Origin of the sequence: Sphingomonas sp. CFBP 13714 (assembly GCF_014842205.1) — a bacterium.
Lineage (GTDB): Bacteria > Pseudomonadota > Alphaproteobacteria > Sphingomonadales > Sphingomonadaceae > Sphingomonas > Sphingomonas aerolata.
This window is the reverse complement of the sequence record NZ_JACYVG010000001.1, coordinates 555,684-575,806: the sequence shown is the minus strand read 5'-3', so window position 1 is coordinate 575,806 and position 20,123 is coordinate 555,684. Positions and strand designations below refer to the sequence as shown.

The following is a 20,123-nucleotide window of genomic DNA, read 5'->3' as shown; positions in this document are numbered from 1 at the left end:
CTCAGTCCGTCGCGCCGATCTCCCCCGGCAGCGCCCAGATCAGCTCGCCCCGGCCCAGCACGCGGCCGTCATGCGCGCGCACCGCGACCTGTTCGATCGGCTGCCGGTCGCGCGCATCGACCAGGATCGGGAAGGCCGGGATCCGCGTCTCCCACCGCTCGCCCCATTGCCGGAGCGCGATCATCGTCGGCAGCAGCGCAAAGCCCTTTTCGGTCAGCCCATAGGCGATCTTGCGGCGATCCTCGGGCAGCGGCCGCCGCGCGAGGATCCCGTGCTCGACCAGCCGCGCGAGCCGGTTCGCCAGGATGTTGCGCGCGATGCCCAGCTCGGCCTGGAATTCCTCGAAATGACGCAGCCCGTTGAACGCCGCGCGCAGGATCAGGAACGACCAGCGCTCCCCCATCGCCTCGAGCGCCGCCGGCAGGCTGCATTCGCGCAGCGGCTCGCGCAAAATCCCCCGCGAAATCCCCCGCGAAATTCCCCGCGAAATCCCCCCCGAAATCCCCATAGTCCCGGCTCCCCCCGACCCCGGTCTAGCCTATAGCATCCCGCCGCGCGATGCGCTCATCGAGTGCGTCTATCACGGTGACCGGACGCTTTTGGTTGCAAAGCAACACGCTGCGGCCCCATCTATGTCGGGTGTTGCGCCAATATGAACTCGTCGATCGAGTCCTCGATTACGATCCCGATGCCGACGAGGCCCTGCTGAACCGCGCCTATGTGTTTTCGATGCAGGCGCACGGGTCGCAGAAGCGTGCGAGCGGCGATCCCTATTTCAGCCATCCGATCGAGGTGGCGGGCATCCTCACCGATCTGCATCTCGACGACGAGACGATCGCCACCGCGATCCTCCACGACACGATCGAGGATACCGTCGCCACGCCCGAGGAGATCACGCGGCTGTTCGGCCCGTCGGTCGCGCGGCTGGTCGACGGCGTCACCAAGCTCAGCAAGATCGAGGCGCAGACCGAGAACGAGCGCGCCGCCGAGAACCTGCGCAAGTTCCTGCTCGCCATGTCCGACGACATCCGCGTGCTGCTGGTGAAACTCGCCGACCGGCTGCACAACATGCGCACGCTGCATCACATCGCCAAGCCCGAGAAGCGCCGTCGCATCGCCAAGGAGACGATGGACATCTACGCGCCGCTCGCCGAGCGGATCGGCATGTACGAGTTCATGCGCGAGATGCAGACGCTCGCCTTCGAACAGATCGAACCCGAGGCCTCCGAATCGATCAACCGCCGGCTCGAGCAGCTGAAGGACGGCGACGGCAACCGCATCGCCAAGATCGCCTCGGGGCTCAAACTCGTGCTGTCGCGCGCCGGCATCGAGGCGGAGGTCGCGGGGCGCGAGAAGCATCCCTATTCGATCTTCCGCAAGATGTCCGAACGGCACATCAATTTCGAACAATTGTCCGACGTGATGGCGTTCCGCGCGATCGTCCCGACCGAGGCGGACTGCTACGCCGCGCTCGGCATCATCCACCAGCGCTGGCCGATGGTGCCCGGCCGGTTCAAGGATTACATCTCGACGCCCAAGCGCAACGGCTATCGCTCGCTCCACACCAGCGTGATCCATGCCGACAATGCGCGTATCGAGATCCAGATCCGGACCGAGGCGATGCACGCCCAGGCCGAATTCGGCCTCGCCGCGCACTGGGCCTACAAGCAGAAGAGCGGCGGCCAGACGATCGGCGGCGGCGAGCATCAGGTCAGCTGGATCCGCGACCTGGTCGAGATCCTCGACACCGCCGAAAGCCCCGAGGAGCTGCTCGAACACACCCGGATGGCGATGTACGCCGATCGCATCTTCGCCTTCACCCCCAAGGGCGAACTGATCCAGCTGCCCAAGGGCGCGACGCCGATCGACTTCGCCTATGCGGTCCACACCGATCTCGGCGACCAGGCGGTCGGCGCGAAGATCGACGGCCGCGTCGTGCCGCTCTCGACCGTGATCGAAAACGGCAACCAGGTGCAGATCCTGCGTTCGAAGGGCCAGTCGCCGCAACCCCACTGGCTCAACGTCGCGACCACCGGCAAGGCGCTCGCCGCGATCCGCCGCCATCTGCGCCACAAGGAGCGCGTCGAGCAGGAGGCGCTCGGCCGCACGCTGTTCGACGACATCGCCTCGCGCCTCCCCGCCCCGATCGGCCCCGACGCGACCGAGCCCGCGCTCAAGCGGCTCAAATTCGCCGACGAGGGCGCGCTGATGGTCGCGATCGCGCGCCGCACCGTGTCCGACGAACAGGTGATGGAGGCGCTGATGCCCGGCTCGACCGGCGCCGATCTCGGCCACGCGGTCGCCCCGCAGTCGAGCGCGATCTCGATCAAGGGGCTGACGCCGGGCGTCGCCTATGACCTCGCCACCTGCTGCCACCCGGTGCCCGGCGACCGCATCGTCGGCCTGCGCCGCCCCGATGCGGGGATCGAGGTCCATGCGATCGACTGCCGCGTGCTCGCCGAACTCGCCGAGCGGACCGAGAACGAAACCGACTGGGTCGACGTCGCCTGGGGCGAAAAGACCGAAGGTGCGGTCGCGCGCATCTCGGTGATGGTCAAGAACGAACCCGGCTCGCTCGGCGTGGTCGCGTCGATCATCGGCACGCACATGGCCAACATCATCAACCTCCGCCTCGACACGCGCGACACCAGCTTCCACACCAACGAGATCGACGTCGAGGTCCACGACATCCAGCAACTCATGCGCCTCATGGCCGGCCTCCGCGCCGCCGACGCCGTCAACACCGTCGAACGCGTCTAACCGCCACTCCACGCCGTCCCCCGCGCCATCCCCCTCTCCGTCATCCCGACGAAAGTCGGGACCCAGAGCCCAGCAGCACCACCGCCCGCAACCCTGGGTCCCGGGTCAAGCCCGGGATGACGAAGAAGGAGCACCCCCACCCCCGTCATCCCCGCGCAGGCGGGGATCCAGACTGGCGAACGCCCGCGATCCGGCAACACCCGCATAGACTATAGATCCCCGCCTCCGCGGGGATGACGGAGCGGCCGGACAAGCCCCCGCCCCGCCCCCGCTGACGAAGCGCGCGAACGTGCCCCACCTCCCACCGTCATCCTGACGAAAGTCAGGATCCAGAGCCAAGCAGCACCCCGCCCGTGGCTCTGGATCCTGGATCAAGTCCAGGATGACGAAAGGGGAGAGCCGCCCCCTCCCCCGTCATCCCCGCGCAGGCGGGGATCCAGACTGGCGACCGCCCGCGATCCACCACCAAACGCATAGCCTATGGATCCCCGCCTCCGCGGGGATGACGACGCGGGCGGACAAGCCCCCCCGCGCTTGCCCCGCACAATTCCCCAGCTACTATCCCCCCCAACACCCCGGGGGACCCATCACATGAACCGTCGCGCCTTCCTCTCGTCCGCGAGCATGCTCGCCACCCTCGCCCTCGTCCCGCGCGCAGCCCTCGCCGCCGGCGCCACCCCCGGCGACGCGAAGCTCGACGCGCTCCTCACCTCGATCTTCGACGCGAACCTCAAATACGCCCCCGAATTCGCCACCCAGCTCGGCCTCGACAAGGGCGCCAACGCCGCGCTGAAAAGCCGGCTCGGCGATTACACCCCCGGCGCGGTCAGGGCGAACCTCGCGCGCACCACCCGCACGATCGCGCAGATCGAGGCCGTGCCCCCCGCCACGCTCTCCGACGCCGGCCGCCTCAACCGCGAGGTCGTGCTCTATTCGCAGAACCAGCAGCGCACCGCCGCCGAAAAATTCGGGCTCGGCTCCCCCACCAACCCCTATGTCATCAGCCAGCAGGACGGCGCCTATTTCGACGTCCCCGACTTCCTCGACAGCGCGCACACGATCAAGACCGCCGCCGACGCCGACGCCTATTGCGCGCGCCTCGACGCGTTCGCGACCGCGCTCGACGGCGACACCGCGACGCAGGCCGAGCGTGCGAAACGCGGCCTCGTCGCCCCCGGCTTCTCGCTCGACCTCGCGCTCGGCCAGATGGCGGCGCTGCGCGCTCCCGCGCCCGCGCAGAGCGGCCTCGTCACCTCGGTCGCGACGCGCACCAGGGCCGCCGGGCTGACCGGCGACTGGGACCGCCGCGCCACCGCGCTCGTGACGGACAAGGTCTATCCCGCGCTCGACCGCCAGATCGCACTGGTCAAGCAGCTCCGGACCACGGCCCGCGCCGAGGCCGGGCTCTGGGCGGTCCCCGGCGGCGACGCGATCTACGCCGCCGCGCTCGCCCAGGCGACCACCACCAACTTCACCCCCGACGAGGTCCACAAACTCGGCCTCGACCAGGTCGCGCAGATCGGCGCCGAACTCGACACCATCCTCAAGGCGCAAGGCCTGACCAAGGGCAGCATCGGCGCACGCCTCGCCGCCTTCAACGCCACCCCGGCACAGCTCTATCCCGACACGCCCACCGGCCGCACCGACCTCATCGCCGGGCTCAACACCGGGCTCGCCGCGATGCAGGCCAAGCTCCCCCAGGCGTTCATAAACCCGCCGTCCGCCCCACTCCAGATCCGCGCGGTCCCGACCGATATCCAGGACGGCGCCTCGAACGGCTATTACCGGCTCGCCGCGCTCGACGGGTCGCGCCCGGCGATCTACTTCATCAACCTGAAAAGCGTCGCCGACTGGCCCAAATACACGCTCCCCTCGCTCACCTATCACGAGGGCGTGCCGGGGCATCATCTCCAGCTCAGCCTCGTCGCCGGGCTCGACACGCCGCTGCTGCGCAAATTCTCGTTCTTCGGCGCCTATGTCGAGGGCTGGGCGCTCTACGCCGAACAGCTCGCCGACGAGCTCGGCGGCTATGCCGGCCCGATCGAACGCGCAGGCTATCTCCAGTCCTTCCTCTTCCGCGCCGCGCGCCTCGTCGCCGACACCGGCATCCACGCCAAGCGCTGGACGCGCGAACAGGCGACCGACTATTTCGTCGACACCGTCGGCTTCGCCCGCCCCCGTTCGCAGCGCGAGATCGAGCGTTACTGCACGATGCCCGGCCAGGCCTGCAGCTACAAGCTCGGCCACATCAGCTGGCTCCGCGCCCGCGACACCGCGAAGAAGATCCTCGGCGACAAGTTCGACGTGAAGCAGTTCCACGAAGTCCTGCGCGATGGCGCCGTCCCCCTCACGATCCTCGAACGCCTCGTCGAGGCCCGCGCGACGGCCCTCGCCAAGGCCTGACACGGGGGGCCCGACGCGGGGCGGCGATTTCGGACGATGACGCCGCGCAACGGGGCGGCTAGAGAGCGGGGATGCACCGTCCCGCGCTCTCGATCGTCGTCCCCTGCTACAACGAGGCCGCCTGCCTCGACCTCCTCCACGCGCGCATATCGGGCGCAGCGCAGAGCGCGGTCGGCGAGGATTACGAGATCGTCCTGATCAACGACGGCTCGCGCGACGAAAGCTGGTCGGTGATGCAGCGTCTCGCCGCCGCCGATCCCCGGCTCGTCGCGATCAACCTGTCGCGCAACCACGGGCATCAGCTCGCGCTCACCGCCGGGCTCGACCTGTGCGCGGGCGAGCAGATCCTGATCATCGACGCCGATCTCCAGGATCCGCCCGAGCTCCTCCCCCAGATGCGCGCCGCGATGGCCGAGCAGCAGGCCGACGTCGTCTACGCGGTCCGCCGCCAGCGCGCGGGCGAGACCGTCTTCAAGAAGGCCACCGCCGCCGCCTTCTACCGGCTGCTGACCAAGATGACCGACACGCCGATCCCGGTCGACACCGGCGATTTCCGGCTGATGAGCCGGCGTGCGCTCGACGCGTTCCTGTCGCTCCCCGAACAGGCGCGCTTCATCCGCGGCATGGTCGCCTGGATCGGCTTCCGCCAGATCCCCTTCGCCTATGACCGCGCCGAGCGGCATGCGGGCGAGACCAACTATCCGCTCGCCAAGATGATGCGCCTCGCCTTCGACGCGGTCACCGGCTTCTCGACCGCCCCCTTGCGCTTCGCCAGCCATGCCGGCCTCGCGCTCACCGGCGTCTCGCTGCTGCTGTTCGTCTACATCGCGATCGGCTGGCTCTCGGGCAGCGCGGTGCAGGGCTGGACCTCGACGATGCTGGTGACGGTGTTCCTCGGCGCGGTACAGATGTTCGTGCTCGGCATGATCGGCGAATATCTCGGCCGGCTGTACGTCGAATCCAAACGCCGCCCGCTCTACATCGTCGCCGACATCGCCGGCCCGATCCAGGGCAAGGCCACGCTGGGCTTCCGCGCCGAACCCACGGAAACCCCCCTCACGTAACCAAAAAGCCCCTCCCCTTCAGGGGAGGGGTTGGGGTGGGGCCCCACCCCGCAAGCACCGGCTCGCAAAGTCCCCGTTCGTGCCGAGCGAAGTCGAAGCACCGCCCGACACGCACCCTACACCTGAGCCCCCACCCCGCCGAAGACCGGGGCCCAGCCGGGAAGGTCAGAGTAACGAAGCGCCACACCCGTCAGCACCGTCCCCCAACTGGACCCCGGCCTCCGCCGGGGAGGAATTGGAGAGACGTCACGGGCGAACCACACCCAACCGCAGCACCGCCCCAAACCCCCGTTCGTGCTGAGCGAAATCGAAGCACCGCCCGACACGCACCCTACACCTGAGCCCCCACCCCGGCGAAGGCCGGGGCCCAGATGGGAAGGCCAGAGTAACGAAGCGCAACGCCCGTCAGCACCGTCCCCCAACTGGACCCCGGCCTACGCCGGGGAGGAATTGGCGAGACGTCACGTGCGAACCACACCCAACCGCACCACCGCCCCAAACCCCCGTTCGTGCTGAGCGAAGTCGAAGCACCCCCCGGCACGCACCCTACACCTGAGCCCCACCCCGGCGAAGGCCGGGGCCCAGATGGGAAAGCCAGAGTAACGAAGCGCAACGCCCGTCAGCACCGTCCCCCAACTGGACCCCGGCCTCCGCCGGGGAGGAATTGGCGAGACGTCACGTGCGAACCACACCCAACCGCAGCACCACCCCCCCCCGTTCGTGCTGAGCGAAGTCGAAGCACCACCCCCCCGACACCCACCCTTCGACTGAGCTCAGGGCGAACGGACATGGGGCGGCGCCTGGCCAGATTGCGGACATAAGACCGTCGTGACATGCCTTCGCGCAGAGGAGATTGGGATGACGACGGTAACAGCACGGTTGGCGAACAGGCTGCCCCCGCGGCTGCGTATGGCCATGACGCCATTTCTGTCGTTTGTGATCGGTTGGCTCGCCCTGACCGGCTTGATCGAGACCGTGCAGAACGGCGACGCTTTCGACCTGGTGAAGCTCGGCGCGCTGATCGTCGGGTGCGTCCTGGCGGCGTTCGTCCGTCCGATCCCGGACAACTATCGGCAATCACCGGACCAGCAAGAGTGAGGGAGAGCGCAGACACATCGTCGCGCTCCCCCCCAACCCCTACCCCGGCACCGCCAGCGTCACGATCGAAACCCCCGGCGTCATCGGCACCCGCCCGACCAGATGCCGCTCCAGCCGGAAGATCCGCTCGAACAGCGCGTTCAGCGGCTTGGCGGGCGGGGAATCGTCGCTGTCGTCGCGACCCGACAGCCGCCCGGCAATCCGCGCCGCCGCCGCCAGCGGGAACAGCAGCGAATTGAAATAGCCGAGCTTGTCGGGCTTCAGCCCCGCCGCCGCGATCGCGGTCTTCAGCGTCGCCTTCGAATAGCGGCGATGGTGATGGTTGACCGTGTCGTGCGCGCTCCACAGCCACTGGTGCGCCGGGACCGCGATCAGGATCTTGCCGCCGGGCGCGAGGCACTGCGCCATCGCCTTCAGCGCCGCGACGTCGTCCGCGATATGCTCGACCACGTCGAGCACCGCGATCAGGTCGTAATGCCCGCGCGGCACCCCCGGCAGCTCCGGCAAAGGCGCCGCCCCGACCGGCTTGCCGAGCCGTGCGCTCGCGATCTCGCGCGCCGCCGGGTCGATCTCGATCGCGTCGATCTCGCCGAACCCCGCCAGCATCGGCAGATTATGCCCCGTTCCGCAGCCGATCTCGAGGATCTTCGCATCCGCCGGCAGGCCGCCATAGCGCGTCAGATAATCCGCCAGGATGTCGCGGCGCGCGCGGTACCACCAATGGGTGGAATCATGCGCGGCCATCCGGTCGTAAACGATGCGGTCCATCAGCAATCGGCCATAATCAAGAGAATACCCAGAAGCGGTTGAGCACGAACGTCACGATCGCGGCAAGGAACACCGCGGGGACCAGCGGCACCCAGGGATGCAGATGAAGGAACGCGGTGCCGACCCAGGTGATCAGCGCGTTGAGCGCGAGCCCCGTGCCCTGCACCAGCACGAACTTGACGTGCTTGGCCCCGCCCGGCTCGGCGGCATGCCCCTTGAAGCTCCACCGGCTGTGCAGGAAATAGCCCGCGGTCACCGCCACCGCGAAGGCGAACGGCACCGCCGCGACCGCCTGCTCGGGCGGAAACACGAACTTGGTCAGCGGCAGATAGACGAGCGAATAGATCACGCTCGACAGCCCGCCCGCAATCCCGAAGCGGAAGAGCTGGCCGAGCACGCCGCTCGCCCGCATCTGGTCCATCTGTCGCCTGATCGCCTGCATGCCCGCCTTGTTCTTTACACGCGCGTCGATACAGCGGCGCTCAACGTCACGCCCCGCGCATTAGTCCGCGCGCGGTCAGGAGGAAAGCGTTTTGGATCAGCCCCACCAGTCCCCATGGCAGCGGGGGCGCGACCTGCTCGATCGCCACTGGGTCGCGTTGACGCTGCTGGCATGGCTCGGCGTCGCCGCCTGGTCGCTGGCCGACCGCTGGGGTCAGGTCCGCTGGCTGTCGCTCGGCGATACCGACGACAACATGCGCCTGATGCAGGTCCGCGCATGGCTCGACGGCCAGGGCTGGTACGATCTGCGCCAGTACCGGATGAACCCGCCCGCGGGCTTCGACATCCACTGGAGCCGGATCGTCGACCTGCCGATCGCCGGCCTCATCCTCTTCTTCCGCCTGTTCACCAGCAACAGCTGGGCCGAACGGCTCGCCTGCGGGATCGCGCCCTTGCTGCCGCTGTCGATCGCGATGCTCGGCATCGGCGCGACCGTGCGGCGGCTGATCCACCCGCTCGCCTGGCCGCTCGCGATCCTGTTCCTCGTCGGCGCGACCGCGACGATGCTGATGTACATGCCCGAACGCATCGACCATCACGGCTGGCAGCTCGCGATGCTCAGCCTCACGCTCGCCGGGCTCTGCGACCCGCAGGCCCGCCGTGGCGGCGCGCTCGTCGGGATCGCGAGCGCGGTGTCGCTGTCGATCGGGCTCGAACTCCTCCCCTATGCCGCGATGGCCGGCGCGATCATCGCGCTGCGCTGGGTCTGGGACCGCGCCGAGGCGCCGCGGCTCGCGGTCTATGCGCTGACCCTGGGTGGCGGCAGCACGCTCGGTTTCGCGCTGTTCGCCTCGAACGCGAACCAGGCGATGCGCTGCGACGCGCTGACGCCCGTGTGGCTCAGCGTGATGATCGCCGCCGGAATGCTCCTCTTCCTGCTCGCGCGCTTCGGCCCTGCATCGCGCGGGGTGCGTCTCGCGCTCGCGGTCGCGGCGGGCGCGGCGATCGTCATCGGCTTCGCGCTGATGTTCCCGCAATGCCTCGCCCGGCCCGAGGGCGTCTCGCCCGAGCTTCAGCGCAACTGGCTGAACAATGTCCGTGAGGCCAAGCCGATCTACAAGCACAGCTGGCGCACCGGCGTCGCGATCGCGACGCTGCCGGTGATCGGCCTGCTCGGCGCGCTGTTCGCCGCGTGGCGCGCGCGCCGCCGCCCGAGCGCGATCGGCTGGGTCGCGGTCGCGCTGTTCACCACCTTCGCGGTGCTGATGCTGTTGTGGCAGGTCCGCGCCGGTCCCGCCGCGCAGATGCTCGCGGTCCCCGGCGGCGTCGCGCTCGCCTGGGTCATCGTCCCCCGGCTGCTCGGCCACCGCTCGATGCTGGTGCGCGTGCTCGGCACCGCGGGCGCGCTGGTGATCGTCTCGGGCTTCTTCGTCGGCATCGCGCTCAAATACGTCCCCGTGGGCAAGCCCAAGGGCTATGAAAAGCGCGTCAACATGGCGACCGGCAACTGCCTGCGCACCACCGTCCTCCTCGCGCTCAACAAATACCCCGCGCAGACGATCTTCACCTTTGTCGACATGGGCCCGCGGCTGATCACGATCACGCACCACAACGCGATCGCCGGCCCCTATCACCGCAACGGCGCCGCGATCCTCGACGTCCAGCACGCCTTCGCCCGCACCCCCGACGAGGCGCACGCGATCATCAAGCGCCACGGCGCGACCATGCTGCTGCTCTGCCCCAACGCCGCCGAATCAACCAACTACAAGGCCCGCAGCCCCAACGGCTTCTACGCGCAGATGGCAAAGAACGAGGTCCCGGCGTGGCTCACCCCGCTTCCCCTCCCCCGCAACTCCCCGCTTCGCCTCTTCAAGGTCGACTAAGGTCCAGGCACCCACGCACGACGGACGCGCACGCGGACGCGCACGCGCGCCGTCATCCCCGCCCCCCAACCGTCATCCCCGCGAAGGCGGGGATCCAGACTGGCAACCGCTGCGAGTCATCGGCAAACGCATAGCCTATGGATCCCCGCCTCCGCGGGGATGACGTAGCAGGGGCGGCGACACCGTCACCTCACCCCCCGTCATCCTGACGAAAGTCAGGATCCAGAGTTACGTGCGGTATCGCTTTTGGCTCTGGATCCTGACTTTCGTCAGGATGACGGCAATCGGCGCACCGCGCACGCCGACCCCAGGCTACCGCAACACCACCGACAACCCATCCAGCACGAATTGCACCGCCAGCGCCGCCAGCAGCACGCCGAGCAGCCGCGTGATCACGGCCTCGATCTTCGCGCCCAGGATCCGCATGATCGGCCCCGCCGCGAGCAGCGCGACGAGTGTCAGCAACAGGATCGTCACCATCGCCGCCAGCACCACCGCCGAGCGCTCGATCCCGCTGTTGCGGCTCATCAGCAGCATCACCGACGCGATCGAACCCGGCCCGGCGATCATCGGCATCGCCATCGGGAAGATCGACACGTCGTCGGCCTCGGGATCGCTCGCGACCTTGGCGGCGCGGTCCTCGCGGCGTTCGGTGCGCTTTTCGAACACCATCTCGAGCGCGATCAGGAACAGCATGATCCCGCCCGCGATCCGGAAACTCGCCAGACTGATCCCCAGCCCTTTCAGCAACGCCTCGCCGAACAGCGCGAACACGAACAGGATCGCCGCCGACACGCCCACCGCGCGGATCGCCATCGCGCGCTTCTGCGTCGCCGACGCGCTCGCCGACAGCCCGGCATAGATCGGCGCGCAGCCCGGCGGATCGATCACCACGAAGAAGGTGATCAGCGACGAGATATAAAGTTCGATCATGCTCCGGCCCGGTCGAGCGCCGCCTCGTCGATCGCGACACCTTCGCGTCGCCCGGCGGACACCAGCGTATTGCGCAACAGGCACGCGATCGTCATCGGCCCGACGCCGCCCGGCACCGGCGTGATCGCGCCCGCGACCGCGACCGCGCTCGCGAAATCGACATCGCCGACCAGCCCCGCCTCGGTCCGGTTGATGCCGACGTCGATCACGGTCGCGCCGGGCTTCAGCCAGTCGCCCTTGATCATCTCCGGGATCCCGACCGCGGCGACGACGATATCCGCGGCGCCGACATGCGCGCGCACGTCGCGCGTCCGGCTGTGCACGACGGTCACCGTGCAGCTCTCGCGCAGCAGCAATTGCGCCATCGGCTTGCCGACGATGTTCGACCGGCCGACGACCACCGCCTCCATCCCGCTCAGGTTCGGCACGACGCTTTTGAGCAGCATCACGCAGCCGAGCGGCGTGCACGGCACGAACCCCGCCGACCCCGTCGCCAGCCGCCCCGCATTGATCGGGTGGAAGCCGTCGACATCCTTGTCGGGATCGATCGCCGCGATCACCGCCTGCTCGTCGATATGCTTGGGCAGCGGCAGCTGGACGAGGATCCCGTCGATCGTCGGATCGGCGTTCAGGTCCGCGACCAGCGCGAGGAGCGCCTCGGCCCCGACATCGGCGGGCAGCCGGTGCTCGACGCTCACCATCCCCGCCTCGCGCGTCGCCTTGCCCTTCGACCGGACATAGACGTTGGACGCGGGGTCCTCGCCGACCAGCACCACCGCGAGCCCGGGCGCGCGGCCCGCCGCTGCGGCAAAGGCGGTGACGCCGGTGGCGATACGGGCCCGGAGGCCGGCGGCGAAGGCCTTGCCGTCGATGATGGTCGCACTCATGCCCGCCGTCCTAAAGCGCGGCGGCGATTTCCGCCAGCGCAGGCGTGTCGCCCGCGACATGCAGGCGTTTCAGCCGCGCGGTCTCGCCCGCGACGATTCTCACCGCGCGTTTGGGCACGCCGAAGCTCTTGGCGACCAGCGCGATCAGCGCGGCATTCGCGGCGCCATCGACCGGCGCCGCCGCGAGCCTTGCGGCCAGATGCTCCGGCGTCCCCGCCGCCAGCGCATCCCGCCCGCCGCGCGGCGTCACGCGGACCGCGATCGCCAGACCGCCGTCCACCGCACGCCAGGCGGCCGGTTCGCTCACAGCCCGGGGGCGAGCAGGCTCTGCGCGATGTTGGGCACGACGATGTTGGTCAGGATGTACAGGATCAGCAGCACGACGAGCGGCGACAGGTCGAGCGTGCCGAAATCGGGCAGGATCCGCCGGATCGGCCGATAGAGCGGCTCGGTGATCCGCTGCAGCGCCTCCCATACCGACCGGACGACATTGCTCTGCGTGTTGATGATGTTGAACGCGATGAGCCACGACATCACCGCCTGGATCATGATGACCCACCAGACGAGGTTGAGCAGCAACTGGACGATCTGAAGAAGGGCGAGCAAGGCAAGGGTCTCCGCTGGTGTATGCCTTATATAAGGCAGCGGACCGACAACGAGAACCCCGCCGCCTCCAAACAACCCCCTTCCGTCATCCTGACGAAAGTCAGGACCCAGAGCCAAGCAGCACCACGGCCCGTGACCCTGGATCCCAGGTCAAGCCCGGGATGACGGCAGAAAAACCCCTACCGCGCCCCACCCCGCGCACTCACCAGCGTCCCGGCCCCCTGCCGCGTGAAAATCTCCAGCAGCATCGCATGCGGCACGCGCCCGTCGATGATCACCGCCGCGTCGACGCCCGACCCGACCGCCGCGACGCACGTCTCGAGTTTGGGGATCATCCCCCCCGTGATCGTCCCGTCGGCGCGCAGCTCGGCGATCTTCGCCGGATCCAGGTCGGTCAGCAATTCGCCCTGCTTGTCGAGCACGCCGACCACGTCGGTCAGCAGGAAGAACCGCGCCGCGCCCATCGCGGCGGCGATCGCGCCCGCCATCGTGTCGGCGTTGATGTTGTAGGTGTGCCCGTCCGCACCGATCCCGATCGGCGCGATCACCGGGATGATGTCCGCGGCGATCAGCGTGTCGAGGATCGTCCGGTCGACCGCGATCGGCTCGCCGACGAACCCCAGGTCGACATGCCGCTCGATCCCCTGCAGCTTGTCGGGCTCGCGCCCGTGCCCGACCTTCTGCGCGAGGACGAGGCCGGCGTCCTTCCCCGAAATCCCGACCGCGCGGCCGCCCGCCTGGCCGATCCAGCCGACGATTTCCTTGTTGATCGATCCCGCCAGCACCATTTCGGCGATCTGCGCGGTCTCCTTGTCGGTCACGCGCAGCCCGTCGACGAACCGCGATTCGACCCCCAGCCGCTTCAGCATCGAGCCGATCTGCGGCCCGCCGCCATGCACCACGACCGGGTTGATCCCGACCGCCTTCAACAGCACCATGTCCTCGGCGAAATCGCGCTGCAGCTCGGGGTCGCCCATCGCGTGGCCGCCATATTTCACGACGAAGGTCTTGCCGGCATAACGCTGCAGATAGGGCAGCGCCTCGGTCAGCGTCTCGGCCTTGGCGAGCAGGGCGGGATCGGGCGTATGATCGGTCATCCCGCCCCCTTAGCCAGTGCGAGGGGTTAGCGAAAGCCGCGCTGCCACCTCCCCCCCGTCATTCCCGCTCACCCACCGTCACCGGGCATCACCCAACCCGTCATTCCCGCGCAGGCGGGAATCCAGACTGGCTGGCCTGGCGGCGGACTCACCGCCGTCCGAGACTATGGATCCCCGCCTCCGCGGGGATGACAAAGAGGGGGACGCACCCCCTTCCGTCAAACCCGGTCCAGCCGCCGCCCCAGCCGCACGAAGAACGTGATCGCAAACGGCACCAGCACCACCGACAGCACCACCTTGGTCAGCATCTGCCCTGCCATCAGCTCGACGATCGGCCGCGCGCCAAGGAACGAGATGGTGATGAACAGCACCGTGTCGATCACCTGCGACACGATGCTCGCGATCATGCCGCGCAGCCACACCAGCCGCCCCTCGCCGCCGACCGGCCCCGCCAGCCGCGCGAAGATCAGCACGTTGAGCGTCTGCGAGATCCCGTAGGAGATCAGCCCCGCCATCATCATCCGTGCGCCCTGCCCGACGACGACCGGGAAGGCGTCGACCGCGGGCGGGTACATCCCCGGATCATGCGGCAGCGCGAGCACCAGCTGGATCAGCGCGGCCGACACCAGCAGCGGGATGAACCCCAGCCGCACCAGGAACGTCGCGGTCTTCTGCCCGTGCAGTTCCGAAATCGCGCTGCTGATCACCACCAGCAGCAGGAACGCGAAGATCCCCGCCTCGACCGCGAGCGGCCCGAGCGCGACCTGTTTCACCCCCAGCACGCCGGCGATGCACACCATGCCGCCATAGAGGACAGAGAAAATGAAGAGCGAACGCGGGAACGCGGGAAGGTCTGTGGTCATCGCGCCGGACGCTAGCGAAATGCCGCGCGCCGTCAAATGCCTAGCCCCCATGAAACCGCGCCGTGAAAGCGTGCAGGCGTCAAATGACTGGCGAGCACGGCGTACCCGTGTCATGTCGGCCGCTTGCGCAGCCGGGGGGCCGCGTGTGTCACCGTACCAAAACGCAGGGCGTCCATGGAAAGACTGATCATCGGCCTTGCAGGCATCGCCGTCATCCTCGGCATCGCGGTGCTGCTGTCGAGCGACCGCCGCGCGATCCGGCTGCGGATCGTCGGCGCCGCCTTCGCGCTCCAGGCGGGCATCGCGATCCTCGTGCTCTATTCCAGCTTCGGCAAGGTCGTGCTCGGCAGCATGTCGGGCGGCGTCGCCAATCTGCTCGGCTATTCGCAAAAGGGCACCGAATTCCTGTTCGGCAAGATGGCGACCCCCGAGATCGGCGGCCAGAGCTTCGCGATCGCCGCGCTCCCCGTCATCATCTTCTTCGCCAGCCTCGTCTCGATCCTCTATTATCTCGGCATCATGCAGTTCGTGGTGCGCTGGGTCGGCGGCGGCATCGAGAAGGTGATCGGCGTGTCGAAGGTCGAATCGCTCTGCGCGGCCGCCAACATCTTCGTCGGCCAGAGCGAATCGCCGCTCGTCATCCGCCCCTATCTCGCCGGCCTCACCCCCGCGCAGCTCTTCACCGTGATGACCAGCGGGATGGCGGGCGTCGCGGGCACGATCCTCGCGGCCTATGCCTCGATGGGGATCCGCATCGACTATCTGCTCGCCGCCAGCTTCATGGCCGCGCCCGGCGGGATCCTGATGGCGAAGATCATCATGCCCGACCGCGTCACGCCGCCCGAGGGCGAGCTCGCGCTCGGCGACCTGCCCGGCGAATCGTCCGCGGGCGAACCCATGCCGCAGGCGACGCATGACGAGGAAAAGCCCGCCAACCTGATCATGGCCGCGGCCCAGGGCGCGCAGACCGGCGTCCGCCTCGCGGTCGCGGTCGGCGCGATGGTGCTCGCCTTCGTCGCGCTGGTCGCGCTCGCCAACGGCCTGCTCGGCGGGCTCGGCAACATGATCGGGCTGCCGGGGCTGAGCTTCCAGGGGCTGCTCGGCTATGTCTTCGCGCCGATCATGTTCCTGCTGAACGTGCCGTGGAGCGAGGCGGGGATCGCCGGCGGGCTGTTCGGGCAGAAGATCGTGCTGAACGAATTCGTCGCCTATATCTCGCTCGGCACGCAACCCGGGCTCAGCCCGCGGACGATCGCGGTGATCACCTTCTCGCTGTGCGGCTTCGCCAATTTCTCGTCGATCGCGATCCAGATGGCGGTGACCGGCAGCCTCGCCCCCAACCAGCGCCCCATGATCGCCAAACTCGGCCTCCGCGCCCTCGCCGCCGGCAGCCTGGCGAACCTCATGTCCGCCGCGCTAGCCGGCCTCCTGATCAGCTAAACAAACCCCTCTCCCCTCGGGGGAGAGGGACGGGCCCACGCGAAGCGTGGGAGGGTGAGGGCACGAGAGGCTCGAGACCGCTCATCCCAACCACCCCTCACCCTCCCGTCGCCTAAAGGCTCCTCCTTCCCTCTCCCCCAGGGGGCGAGGGACCCCAAAACCCCTCTCCCCCAGGGGGAGAGGGAGGGGCCCACGCAAAGCTGGGAGGGTGAGGGCACGTGAGGCTCGAAACCTCACCCCCTCACGGCAGCATCACCGTATCGATCACATGGATCAGCCCGTTCGACTGGCGCACATCGGCGATCGTGATCCGCCCCTTGTGCCCCTTGCCGTCCATGATGCCCCAGCCGCTGCCCGACTTCATGAACATCAGCGGCTCACCCTGCACGGTGGTGTAACTCGCAGTCCCGCCATCCGCCTTCGCCTTGGCCGCGATGTCGGCGGCCATGATCGTCCCCGGCACGACATGATAGGTCAGCACGCCCGCCAGCTGCGCCTTGTTCTCGGGCTTGAGCAGCGTATCGACCGTCCCCGCGGGCAGTTTGCCGAACGCGGCATTGGTCGGCGCGAAGACCGTGAACGGCCCCGGTCCCGACAGCGTCTCGACCAGGTCGGCGGCCTTGACCGCGGCGACCAGCGTCGTGTGATCCTTCGAATTGACCGCATTCTCGACGATCGTCTTCGTCGGGTACATCGCGGCGCCGCCGACCATCGGGTTGGTCTGCGCGGCGACCAGCGCGGTGCCGCTGACGGCGACAGCGGCGGCAATGATCGTGGTACGAAACAGGGGGGTCATGACAGTCTCTCCTGATCGGCGCCGATGATCCGGCTGCCGCGGCGAAGATACGGCCACCCCGGCCGCAACGATGCACACGCTTTTTTACATTCCCGTGCGCAATGTTTCCCAGGCGGCAATCTCTTCGTCATGCCGCCGCGCGATCACCAGGTCGCGCGCACCCGGCTCGCCCGGATCCAGATCAACCGTCACCGACCCGGTCCATTCGACCGTCGCATTGCCCGACAGCGTCACCATCCCGTCCGCCCCCGCCTCGGCGCGGACCAGCCCGCCGCGGTTGAACACCGTCGTCGGCGTGTCGTACGCGATCCGCCCCGTCAGGCACGCGGCGAAGGTCGACGCCGCCATCGCGCTGCCGCAACTGTCGGTCAGCCCGACCCCGCGCTCATGCGTGCGGACGAACAGGTCGGTCCCGCGCAGCTCGACAAAGCTCACATTGGCGCGGTTGGGCAGCCAGTCGGGCGCCGCCTCGCACGCCTCGCCGACGCGGACCAGCTCGGCATCGTCGACCGCCTCGACGAACGCCACCAGATGCGGGTTGGGCATCGCCACCGCGGTGAACGCGCGCGTCGAGGGCAGCCCGGCGAGCGGCGTCTCGACGATCTGGTCCGCATCGACATGCATCGGCCAGGCGGCAACGTCGAGCGACGCCGGCCCCGCGGTCTCGCGCACCGTGAAAACGCCCGGCGCGATCTCCGCGTCGCGCACGACCAGCGCATCGCTCGTCTTCAGCCGCGCGGTCGCGCGCGTCAGCCCGGTCGCGGCGAACCCCGCACGCGCGACACAGCGCAGCCCGTTGAGGCACGTCTCCGATTCGCTCCCGTCCGAATTGAACATCCGCATCCCGAACGCCCGCCCCTGCTCGTCACCCGCGGTCAGCAGCAGCAGCCCGTCGCCGCCGACTGGCCCCGCGCGATCCGCCAGCGCGCGTGCGACGCGCGCCCAGTCCGCATCGCCCAGCGACAGCGCACGCGCGTCGATCAGCGGGAAATCGTTGCCGGAGCCATGACATTTGATCAGATCGAAGCGCATGCCGCGCCCTTACCCGCGTCGCTCCGCAAAGGCGAGCCGCCCCCAGCCTCGCGCCCTCCGCCCTCATAATGTGTCGCCAGCCGGTCGAGCGCGAGCGTCAGCGCCAGCCGCCCCGCGCGCGCCGGCCAGGACAGCGCGCGCTCCGCCGCGGGCAGCCCCTCGCCCGCGCACACCACACGCCACAGGATATCCGCGAGCCCCGGCCCCGCCGCCGTGATCGCCGCATCGAACCGCCGCTTCGCCGCGATCTGCGCGGCGGTCGGGTCGAGCGCGTCGTGCCCGCCGCCATCGACCCGCGGCGTCCAGCGCATCGTCACGCTCGGCGCGATCGACGCGGTCTCGTAGGCCGCGCGCAACCGCTCGCCCGCCGCAAACTGCCGCGCATCGATCAGCCCGCGCGACCGCAGCCAGGTCAGCGGCGACTCCGCCCGGTTGACCGTGACGCTCCGCCCGCCCCGGGTTACACCTTCCCTCTGCACCTCCCGGCCAGAGTCCCGCTCAACCACCCGCTCACCTTCCCTGTCAGCATCCCGCCGCATGCCCCGCCCGGCGATCGCGACCTCGATCAGATCCTGCATGCGCCGCCCTTTCCATTTGCCGAGTCCCGATTGTCTTGCCATATTCGACCAAAAATTGCAAGAGAAACTAACCTATCTGGTTTTTGCAAGCGACGGAGCCTTTCGATGATCACTGCTATCCGTGCCGTCCGCCGCGCCAAGGGACTGACGCTCGACGACGTCGCAAGGCGTTGTGATCCCCCGACAACCGCGCAGACGATCGGCCGGCTCGAGACGGGGACGCGGACCGTGTCGGTCGGCTGGCTCAACCGGATCGCCGCCGCGCTCGACGTCGCCGCGGTCGATCTCGTGACGATGCCCGAACGCGCCGATCTGCCCGTCGTCGCGATCCTGGATTCGACCGGAATTCAAGCCCCTACCCGCCCAAACCTCGCCACCCCGCCGCATGTCGAGCCGGGTCAGGTCGCGGTGACGGTGGCCGCCGGCGTCGGCGACTACCGCACGGGCGACGTGCTCTGGTGCACCACGCTCGGCCCCGACGAATTCGAGAGCGCGCTCTACCGCGACGTGCTCGTCCCCCGCCCCGCCGGCCGCTTCGCCTTTGGCCGTCTGGTCGCGCTAACCGACGGCAGTCCCACGCTTATTCCGGTCGGCGACGATGCCGCGCCGCAGCAGATCGAGCGCCCCGTCTGGATTGCCCGCGCCGTCCGCCTGATCCGCACGCTCTGAGTCGCAGCCCAACGTTGACGGCCCGGAGGCGGCGGGCCATCGCTGACGCATGATCCGCGGTTTCTTCCTCTCGCTCGGCCAGCTCGGCGATCCGCCGGTGCTGCGCGTCTTTGCCAAATCGATGGCGGTGACGTTGCTCGTCTTCGCCGCGCTCGGCCTGCTCATGTGGTTGGGCGCAAAGGCGATTTTCGCCGCCTGGCTGGGCAGCGACCAGGCCGGGATCGCCGCCGCGGTCGCGCTGTTCCTGACCATCCTCGCGGTCTGGATCCTGTTTCGCGCGGTCGCGATCGCGGTCGTCGGGATCTTCGCCGACGATGTCGTCGCCGCGGTCGAGGCGCGGCATTATCCCGCCCGTCTCGCCACCGCGCGGCCCGTACCGTTCGCGCGCAGCCTGGCGATGGGATTGCGCTCGGCGTTCCGCGTCCTCTTCGTCAACCTGTTGATGTTGCCCGTCTATATCGGCCTGCTCGTCACCGGGGTCGGGACCGCGGCGGCGTTTTTCGTGGTCAATGGCTGGCTGCTCGGGCGCGATCTCGGCGACATGGTCGCGGCGCGCCACATGGACGCCGCGGCGATGCGGGGCTGGCGTGCGACGACGCGGGCGTCGCGGTTCGTGCTGGGTCTTGCGAACACCGCGCTGTTCGTGGTTCCGATCCTCAACATCGCCGCCCCCGTGCTCGGCGCGGCGATGGCGACGCATTTTTATCACGGGACGCGCGCAGCGGTGCGCGCCCGGGGGACCAGCTGATGACGAGATCACGTGTCAACGCGTTGAAAGCCTTCGCAATCTCGCGGTCCGCCCCGG

20 protein-coding genes are annotated in these 20,123 nt (G+C 68.8%); 8 read left to right on the top strand and 12 right to left on the bottom strand.

The genetic code is table 11. From position 1 onward, the window contains the following. Window position 1 precedes the first annotated feature (1 nt). Entirely contained in the window at window positions 2–403 is a 402-nt protein-coding gene (locus IFT54_RS02840) for a winged helix-turn-helix transcriptional regulator (RefSeq protein WP_244648553.1), read from the bottom strand. Window positions 404–639: 236 nt separating this feature from the next. Between IFT54_RS02840 and IFT54_RS02835 the strand changes: the two genes are divergently transcribed. The 4 genes from IFT54_RS02835 (at window position 640) to IFT54_RS02820 (ending at window position 7,325) form a co-directional block, all read left to right on the top strand. Further along, window positions 640–2,760: a RelA/SpoT family protein gene (locus tag IFT54_RS02835; RefSeq protein ID WP_031394869.1), complete on the top strand. Its 2,121-nt coding sequence runs from the start codon at window positions 640–642 to the stop codon at window positions 2,758–2,760. Between the two features lie 591 nt (window positions 2,761–3,351). Further along, entirely contained in the window at window positions 3,352–5,163 is a 1,812-nt protein-coding gene (locus IFT54_RS02830; RefSeq protein ID WP_192069496.1) for a DUF885 domain-containing protein, read from the top strand. Between the two features lie 71 nt (window positions 5,164–5,234). After that, complete coding sequence (locus IFT54_RS02825) at window positions 5,235–6,227, top strand: glycosyltransferase family 2 protein (protein WP_192069495.1); 993 nt, start codon at window positions 5,235–5,237, stop codon at window positions 6,225–6,227. Between the two features lie 858 nt (window positions 6,228–7,085). Beyond that, entirely contained in the window at window positions 7,086–7,325 is a 240-nt protein-coding gene (locus tag IFT54_RS02820; RefSeq protein ID WP_192069494.1) for a hypothetical protein, read from the top strand. A gap of 39 nt (window positions 7,326–7,364) precedes the next feature. Here the strand turns inward: IFT54_RS02820 and IFT54_RS02815 are convergent, their stop codons facing one another. Both IFT54_RS02815 and IFT54_RS02810 read right to left on the bottom strand, forming a co-directional pair. Next, the gene (locus tag IFT54_RS02815) at window positions 7,365–8,093 is read right to left on the bottom strand and encodes a class I SAM-dependent methyltransferase (RefSeq protein WP_056406929.1); all 729 of its coding nucleotides are present in this window, start codon (window positions 8,091–8,093) and stop codon (window positions 7,365–7,367) included. Window positions 8,094–8,109: 16 nt separating this feature from the next. After that, the gene (locus IFT54_RS02810; protein ID WP_192003263.1) at window positions 8,110–8,535 is read right to left on the bottom strand and encodes a GtrA family protein; all 426 of its coding nucleotides are present in this window, start codon (window positions 8,533–8,535) and stop codon (window positions 8,110–8,112) included. Between the two features lie 91 nt (window positions 8,536–8,626). Between IFT54_RS02810 and IFT54_RS02805 the strand changes: the two genes are divergently transcribed. Beyond that, complete coding sequence (locus IFT54_RS02805; RefSeq protein WP_192069493.1) at window positions 8,627–10,417, top strand: AcrB/AcrD/AcrF family protein; 1,791 nt, start codon at window positions 8,627–8,629, stop codon at window positions 10,415–10,417. 312 nt (window positions 10,418–10,729) lie between these two features. On the opposite strand, the gene IFT54_RS02800 is transcribed toward IFT54_RS02805, so the two are convergent. The 6 genes from IFT54_RS02800 to IFT54_RS02775 all read right to left on the bottom strand — a co-directional run bounded on the left by IFT54_RS02800 (window position 10,730) and on the right by IFT54_RS02775 (window position 14,803). Then, window positions 10,730–11,350: a MarC family protein gene (locus tag IFT54_RS02800; RefSeq protein ID WP_192069492.1), complete on the bottom strand. Its 621-nt coding sequence runs from the start codon at window positions 11,348–11,350 to the stop codon at window positions 10,730–10,732. After that, the gene (folD, locus tag IFT54_RS02795; RefSeq protein ID WP_183936131.1) at window positions 11,347–12,237 is read right to left on the bottom strand and encodes a bifunctional methylenetetrahydrofolate dehydrogenase/methenyltetrahydrofolate cyclohydrolase FolD; all 891 of its coding nucleotides are present in this window, start codon (window positions 12,235–12,237) and stop codon (window positions 11,347–11,349) included. The genes IFT54_RS02800 and folD overlap by 4 nt, the downstream gene beginning before the upstream one ends. 10 nt (window positions 12,238–12,247) lie before the next feature. Further along, window positions 12,248–12,544 carry a DUF167 domain-containing protein gene (locus IFT54_RS02790; RefSeq protein WP_056406921.1) on the bottom strand — a complete coding sequence of 99 codons (297 nt, stop codon included), beginning with the start codon at window positions 12,542–12,544 and terminating at the stop codon, window positions 12,248–12,250. Further along, a complete protein-coding gene (locus IFT54_RS02785) occupies window positions 12,541–12,843 on the bottom strand; it encodes a YggT family protein (RefSeq protein ID WP_031395935.1) in 303 nt (100 codons plus the stop codon). The genes IFT54_RS02790 and IFT54_RS02785 overlap by 4 nt, the downstream gene beginning before the upstream one ends. 179 nt (window positions 12,844–13,022) lie before the next feature. Then, entirely contained in the window at window positions 13,023–13,940 is a 918-nt protein-coding gene (gene argB, locus IFT54_RS02780) for an acetylglutamate kinase (protein ID WP_031440509.1), read from the bottom strand. A gap of 218 nt (window positions 13,941–14,158) precedes the next feature. Next, window positions 14,159–14,803: a queuosine precursor transporter gene (locus IFT54_RS02775; RefSeq protein WP_031440508.1), complete on the bottom strand. Its 645-nt coding sequence runs from the start codon at window positions 14,801–14,803 to the stop codon at window positions 14,159–14,161. A 174-nt stretch (window positions 14,804–14,977) separates the two neighbouring features. Here IFT54_RS02775 and IFT54_RS02770 point away from each other — a divergent pair, with 174 nt between their 5' ends. Beyond that, window positions 14,978–16,243, top strand: coding sequence for a NupC/NupG family nucleoside CNT transporter (locus IFT54_RS02770; RefSeq protein ID WP_031440507.1), 1,266 nt, complete (start codon window positions 14,978–14,980; stop codon window positions 16,241–16,243). Between the two features lie 241 nt (window positions 16,244–16,484). On the opposite strand, the gene IFT54_RS02765 is transcribed toward IFT54_RS02770, so the two are convergent. From IFT54_RS02765 to IFT54_RS02755, 3 genes are all read right to left on the bottom strand, one after another. After that, on the bottom strand, window positions 16,485–17,039 hold the full coding sequence (locus tag IFT54_RS02765; protein ID WP_056406915.1) for a fasciclin domain-containing protein: 555 nt from the start codon (window positions 17,037–17,039) through the stop codon (window positions 16,485–16,487). Window positions 17,040–17,123: 84 nt separating this feature from the next. Continuing rightward, window positions 17,124–18,071 carry a diaminopimelate epimerase gene (gene dapF, locus IFT54_RS02760; RefSeq protein WP_192069491.1) on the bottom strand — a complete coding sequence of 316 codons (948 nt, stop codon included), beginning with the start codon at window positions 18,069–18,071 and terminating at the stop codon, window positions 17,124–17,126. Beyond that, window positions 18,056–18,610, bottom strand: coding sequence for a DUF6456 domain-containing protein (locus IFT54_RS02755; protein ID WP_244648551.1), 555 nt, complete (start codon window positions 18,608–18,610; stop codon window positions 18,056–18,058). The genes dapF and IFT54_RS02755 overlap by 16 nt, the downstream gene beginning before the upstream one ends. A gap of 144 nt (window positions 18,611–18,754) precedes the next feature. Here IFT54_RS02755 and IFT54_RS02750 point away from each other — a divergent pair, with 144 nt between their 5' ends. Together IFT54_RS02750 and IFT54_RS02745 are read left to right on the top strand one after the other, a co-directional pair. Beyond that, a complete protein-coding gene (locus tag IFT54_RS02750; protein ID WP_031440838.1) occupies window positions 18,755–19,318 on the top strand; it encodes a helix-turn-helix domain-containing protein in 564 nt (187 codons plus the stop codon). Between the two features lie 49 nt (window positions 19,319–19,367). Next, window positions 19,368–20,066 carry an EI24 domain-containing protein gene (locus tag IFT54_RS02745; protein ID WP_192069490.1) on the top strand — a complete coding sequence of 233 codons (699 nt, stop codon included), beginning with the start codon at window positions 19,368–19,370 and terminating at the stop codon, window positions 20,064–20,066. The last annotated feature ends 57 nt before the right edge of the window (window positions 20,067–20,123 follow it).

Excerpts from the sequence above, each read along its gene's own strand:
- IFT54_RS02840 (WP_244648553.1), bottom strand. The coding sequence starts at position 403 with ATGGGGGAGCGCTGGTCGTTCCTGATCCTGCGCGCGGCGTTCAACGGG.
- IFT54_RS02830 (WP_192069496.1), top strand. The coding sequence starts at position 3,352 with ATGAACCGTCGCGCCTTCCTCTCGTCCGCGAGCATGCTCGCCACCCTC.
- IFT54_RS02825 (WP_192069495.1), top strand. The coding sequence starts at position 5,235 with ATGCACCGTCCCGCGCTCTCGATCGTCGTCCCCTGCTACAACGAGGCC.
- IFT54_RS02820 (WP_192069494.1), top strand. The coding sequence starts at position 7,086 with ATGACGACGGTAACAGCACGGTTGGCGAACAGGCTGCCCCCGCGGCTG.
- IFT54_RS02815 (WP_056406929.1), bottom strand. The coding sequence starts at position 8,093 with ATGGACCGCATCGTTTACGACCGGATGGCCGCGCATGATTCCACCCAT.
- IFT54_RS02810 (WP_192003263.1), bottom strand. The coding sequence starts at position 8,535 with ATGCAGGCGATCAGGCGACAGATGGACCAGATGCGGGCGAGCGGCGTG.
- IFT54_RS02800 (WP_192069492.1), bottom strand. The coding sequence starts at position 11,350 with ATGATCGAACTTTATATCTCGTCGCTGATCACCTTCTTCGTGGTGATC.
- folD (WP_183936131.1), bottom strand. The coding sequence starts at position 12,237 with ATGAGTGCGACCATCATCGACGGCAAGGCCTTCGCCGCCGGCCTCCGG.
- argB (WP_031440509.1), bottom strand. The coding sequence starts at position 13,940 with ATGACCGATCATACGCCCGATCCCGCCCTGCTCGCCAAGGCCGAGACG.
- IFT54_RS02775 (WP_031440508.1), bottom strand. The coding sequence starts at position 14,803 with ATGACCACAGACCTTCCCGCGTTCCCGCGTTCGCTCTTCATTTTCTCT.
- IFT54_RS02770 (WP_031440507.1), top strand. The coding sequence starts at position 14,978 with ATGGAAAGACTGATCATCGGCCTTGCAGGCATCGCCGTCATCCTCGGC.
- IFT54_RS02765 (WP_056406915.1), bottom strand. The coding sequence starts at position 17,039 with ATGACCCCCCTGTTTCGTACCACGATCATTGCCGCCGCTGTCGCCGTC.
- dapF (WP_192069491.1), bottom strand. The coding sequence starts at position 18,071 with ATGCGCTTCGATCTGATCAAATGTCATGGCTCCGGCAACGATTTCCCG.
- IFT54_RS02755 (WP_244648551.1), bottom strand. The coding sequence starts at position 18,610 with ATGCGGCGGGATGCTGACAGGGAAGGTGAGCGGGTGGTTGAGCGGGAC.
- IFT54_RS02750 (WP_031440838.1), top strand. The coding sequence starts at position 18,755 with ATGATCACTGCTATCCGTGCCGTCCGCCGCGCCAAGGGACTGACGCTC.
- IFT54_RS02745 (WP_192069490.1), top strand. The coding sequence starts at position 19,368 with ATGATCCGCGGTTTCTTCCTCTCGCTCGGCCAGCTCGGCGATCCGCCG.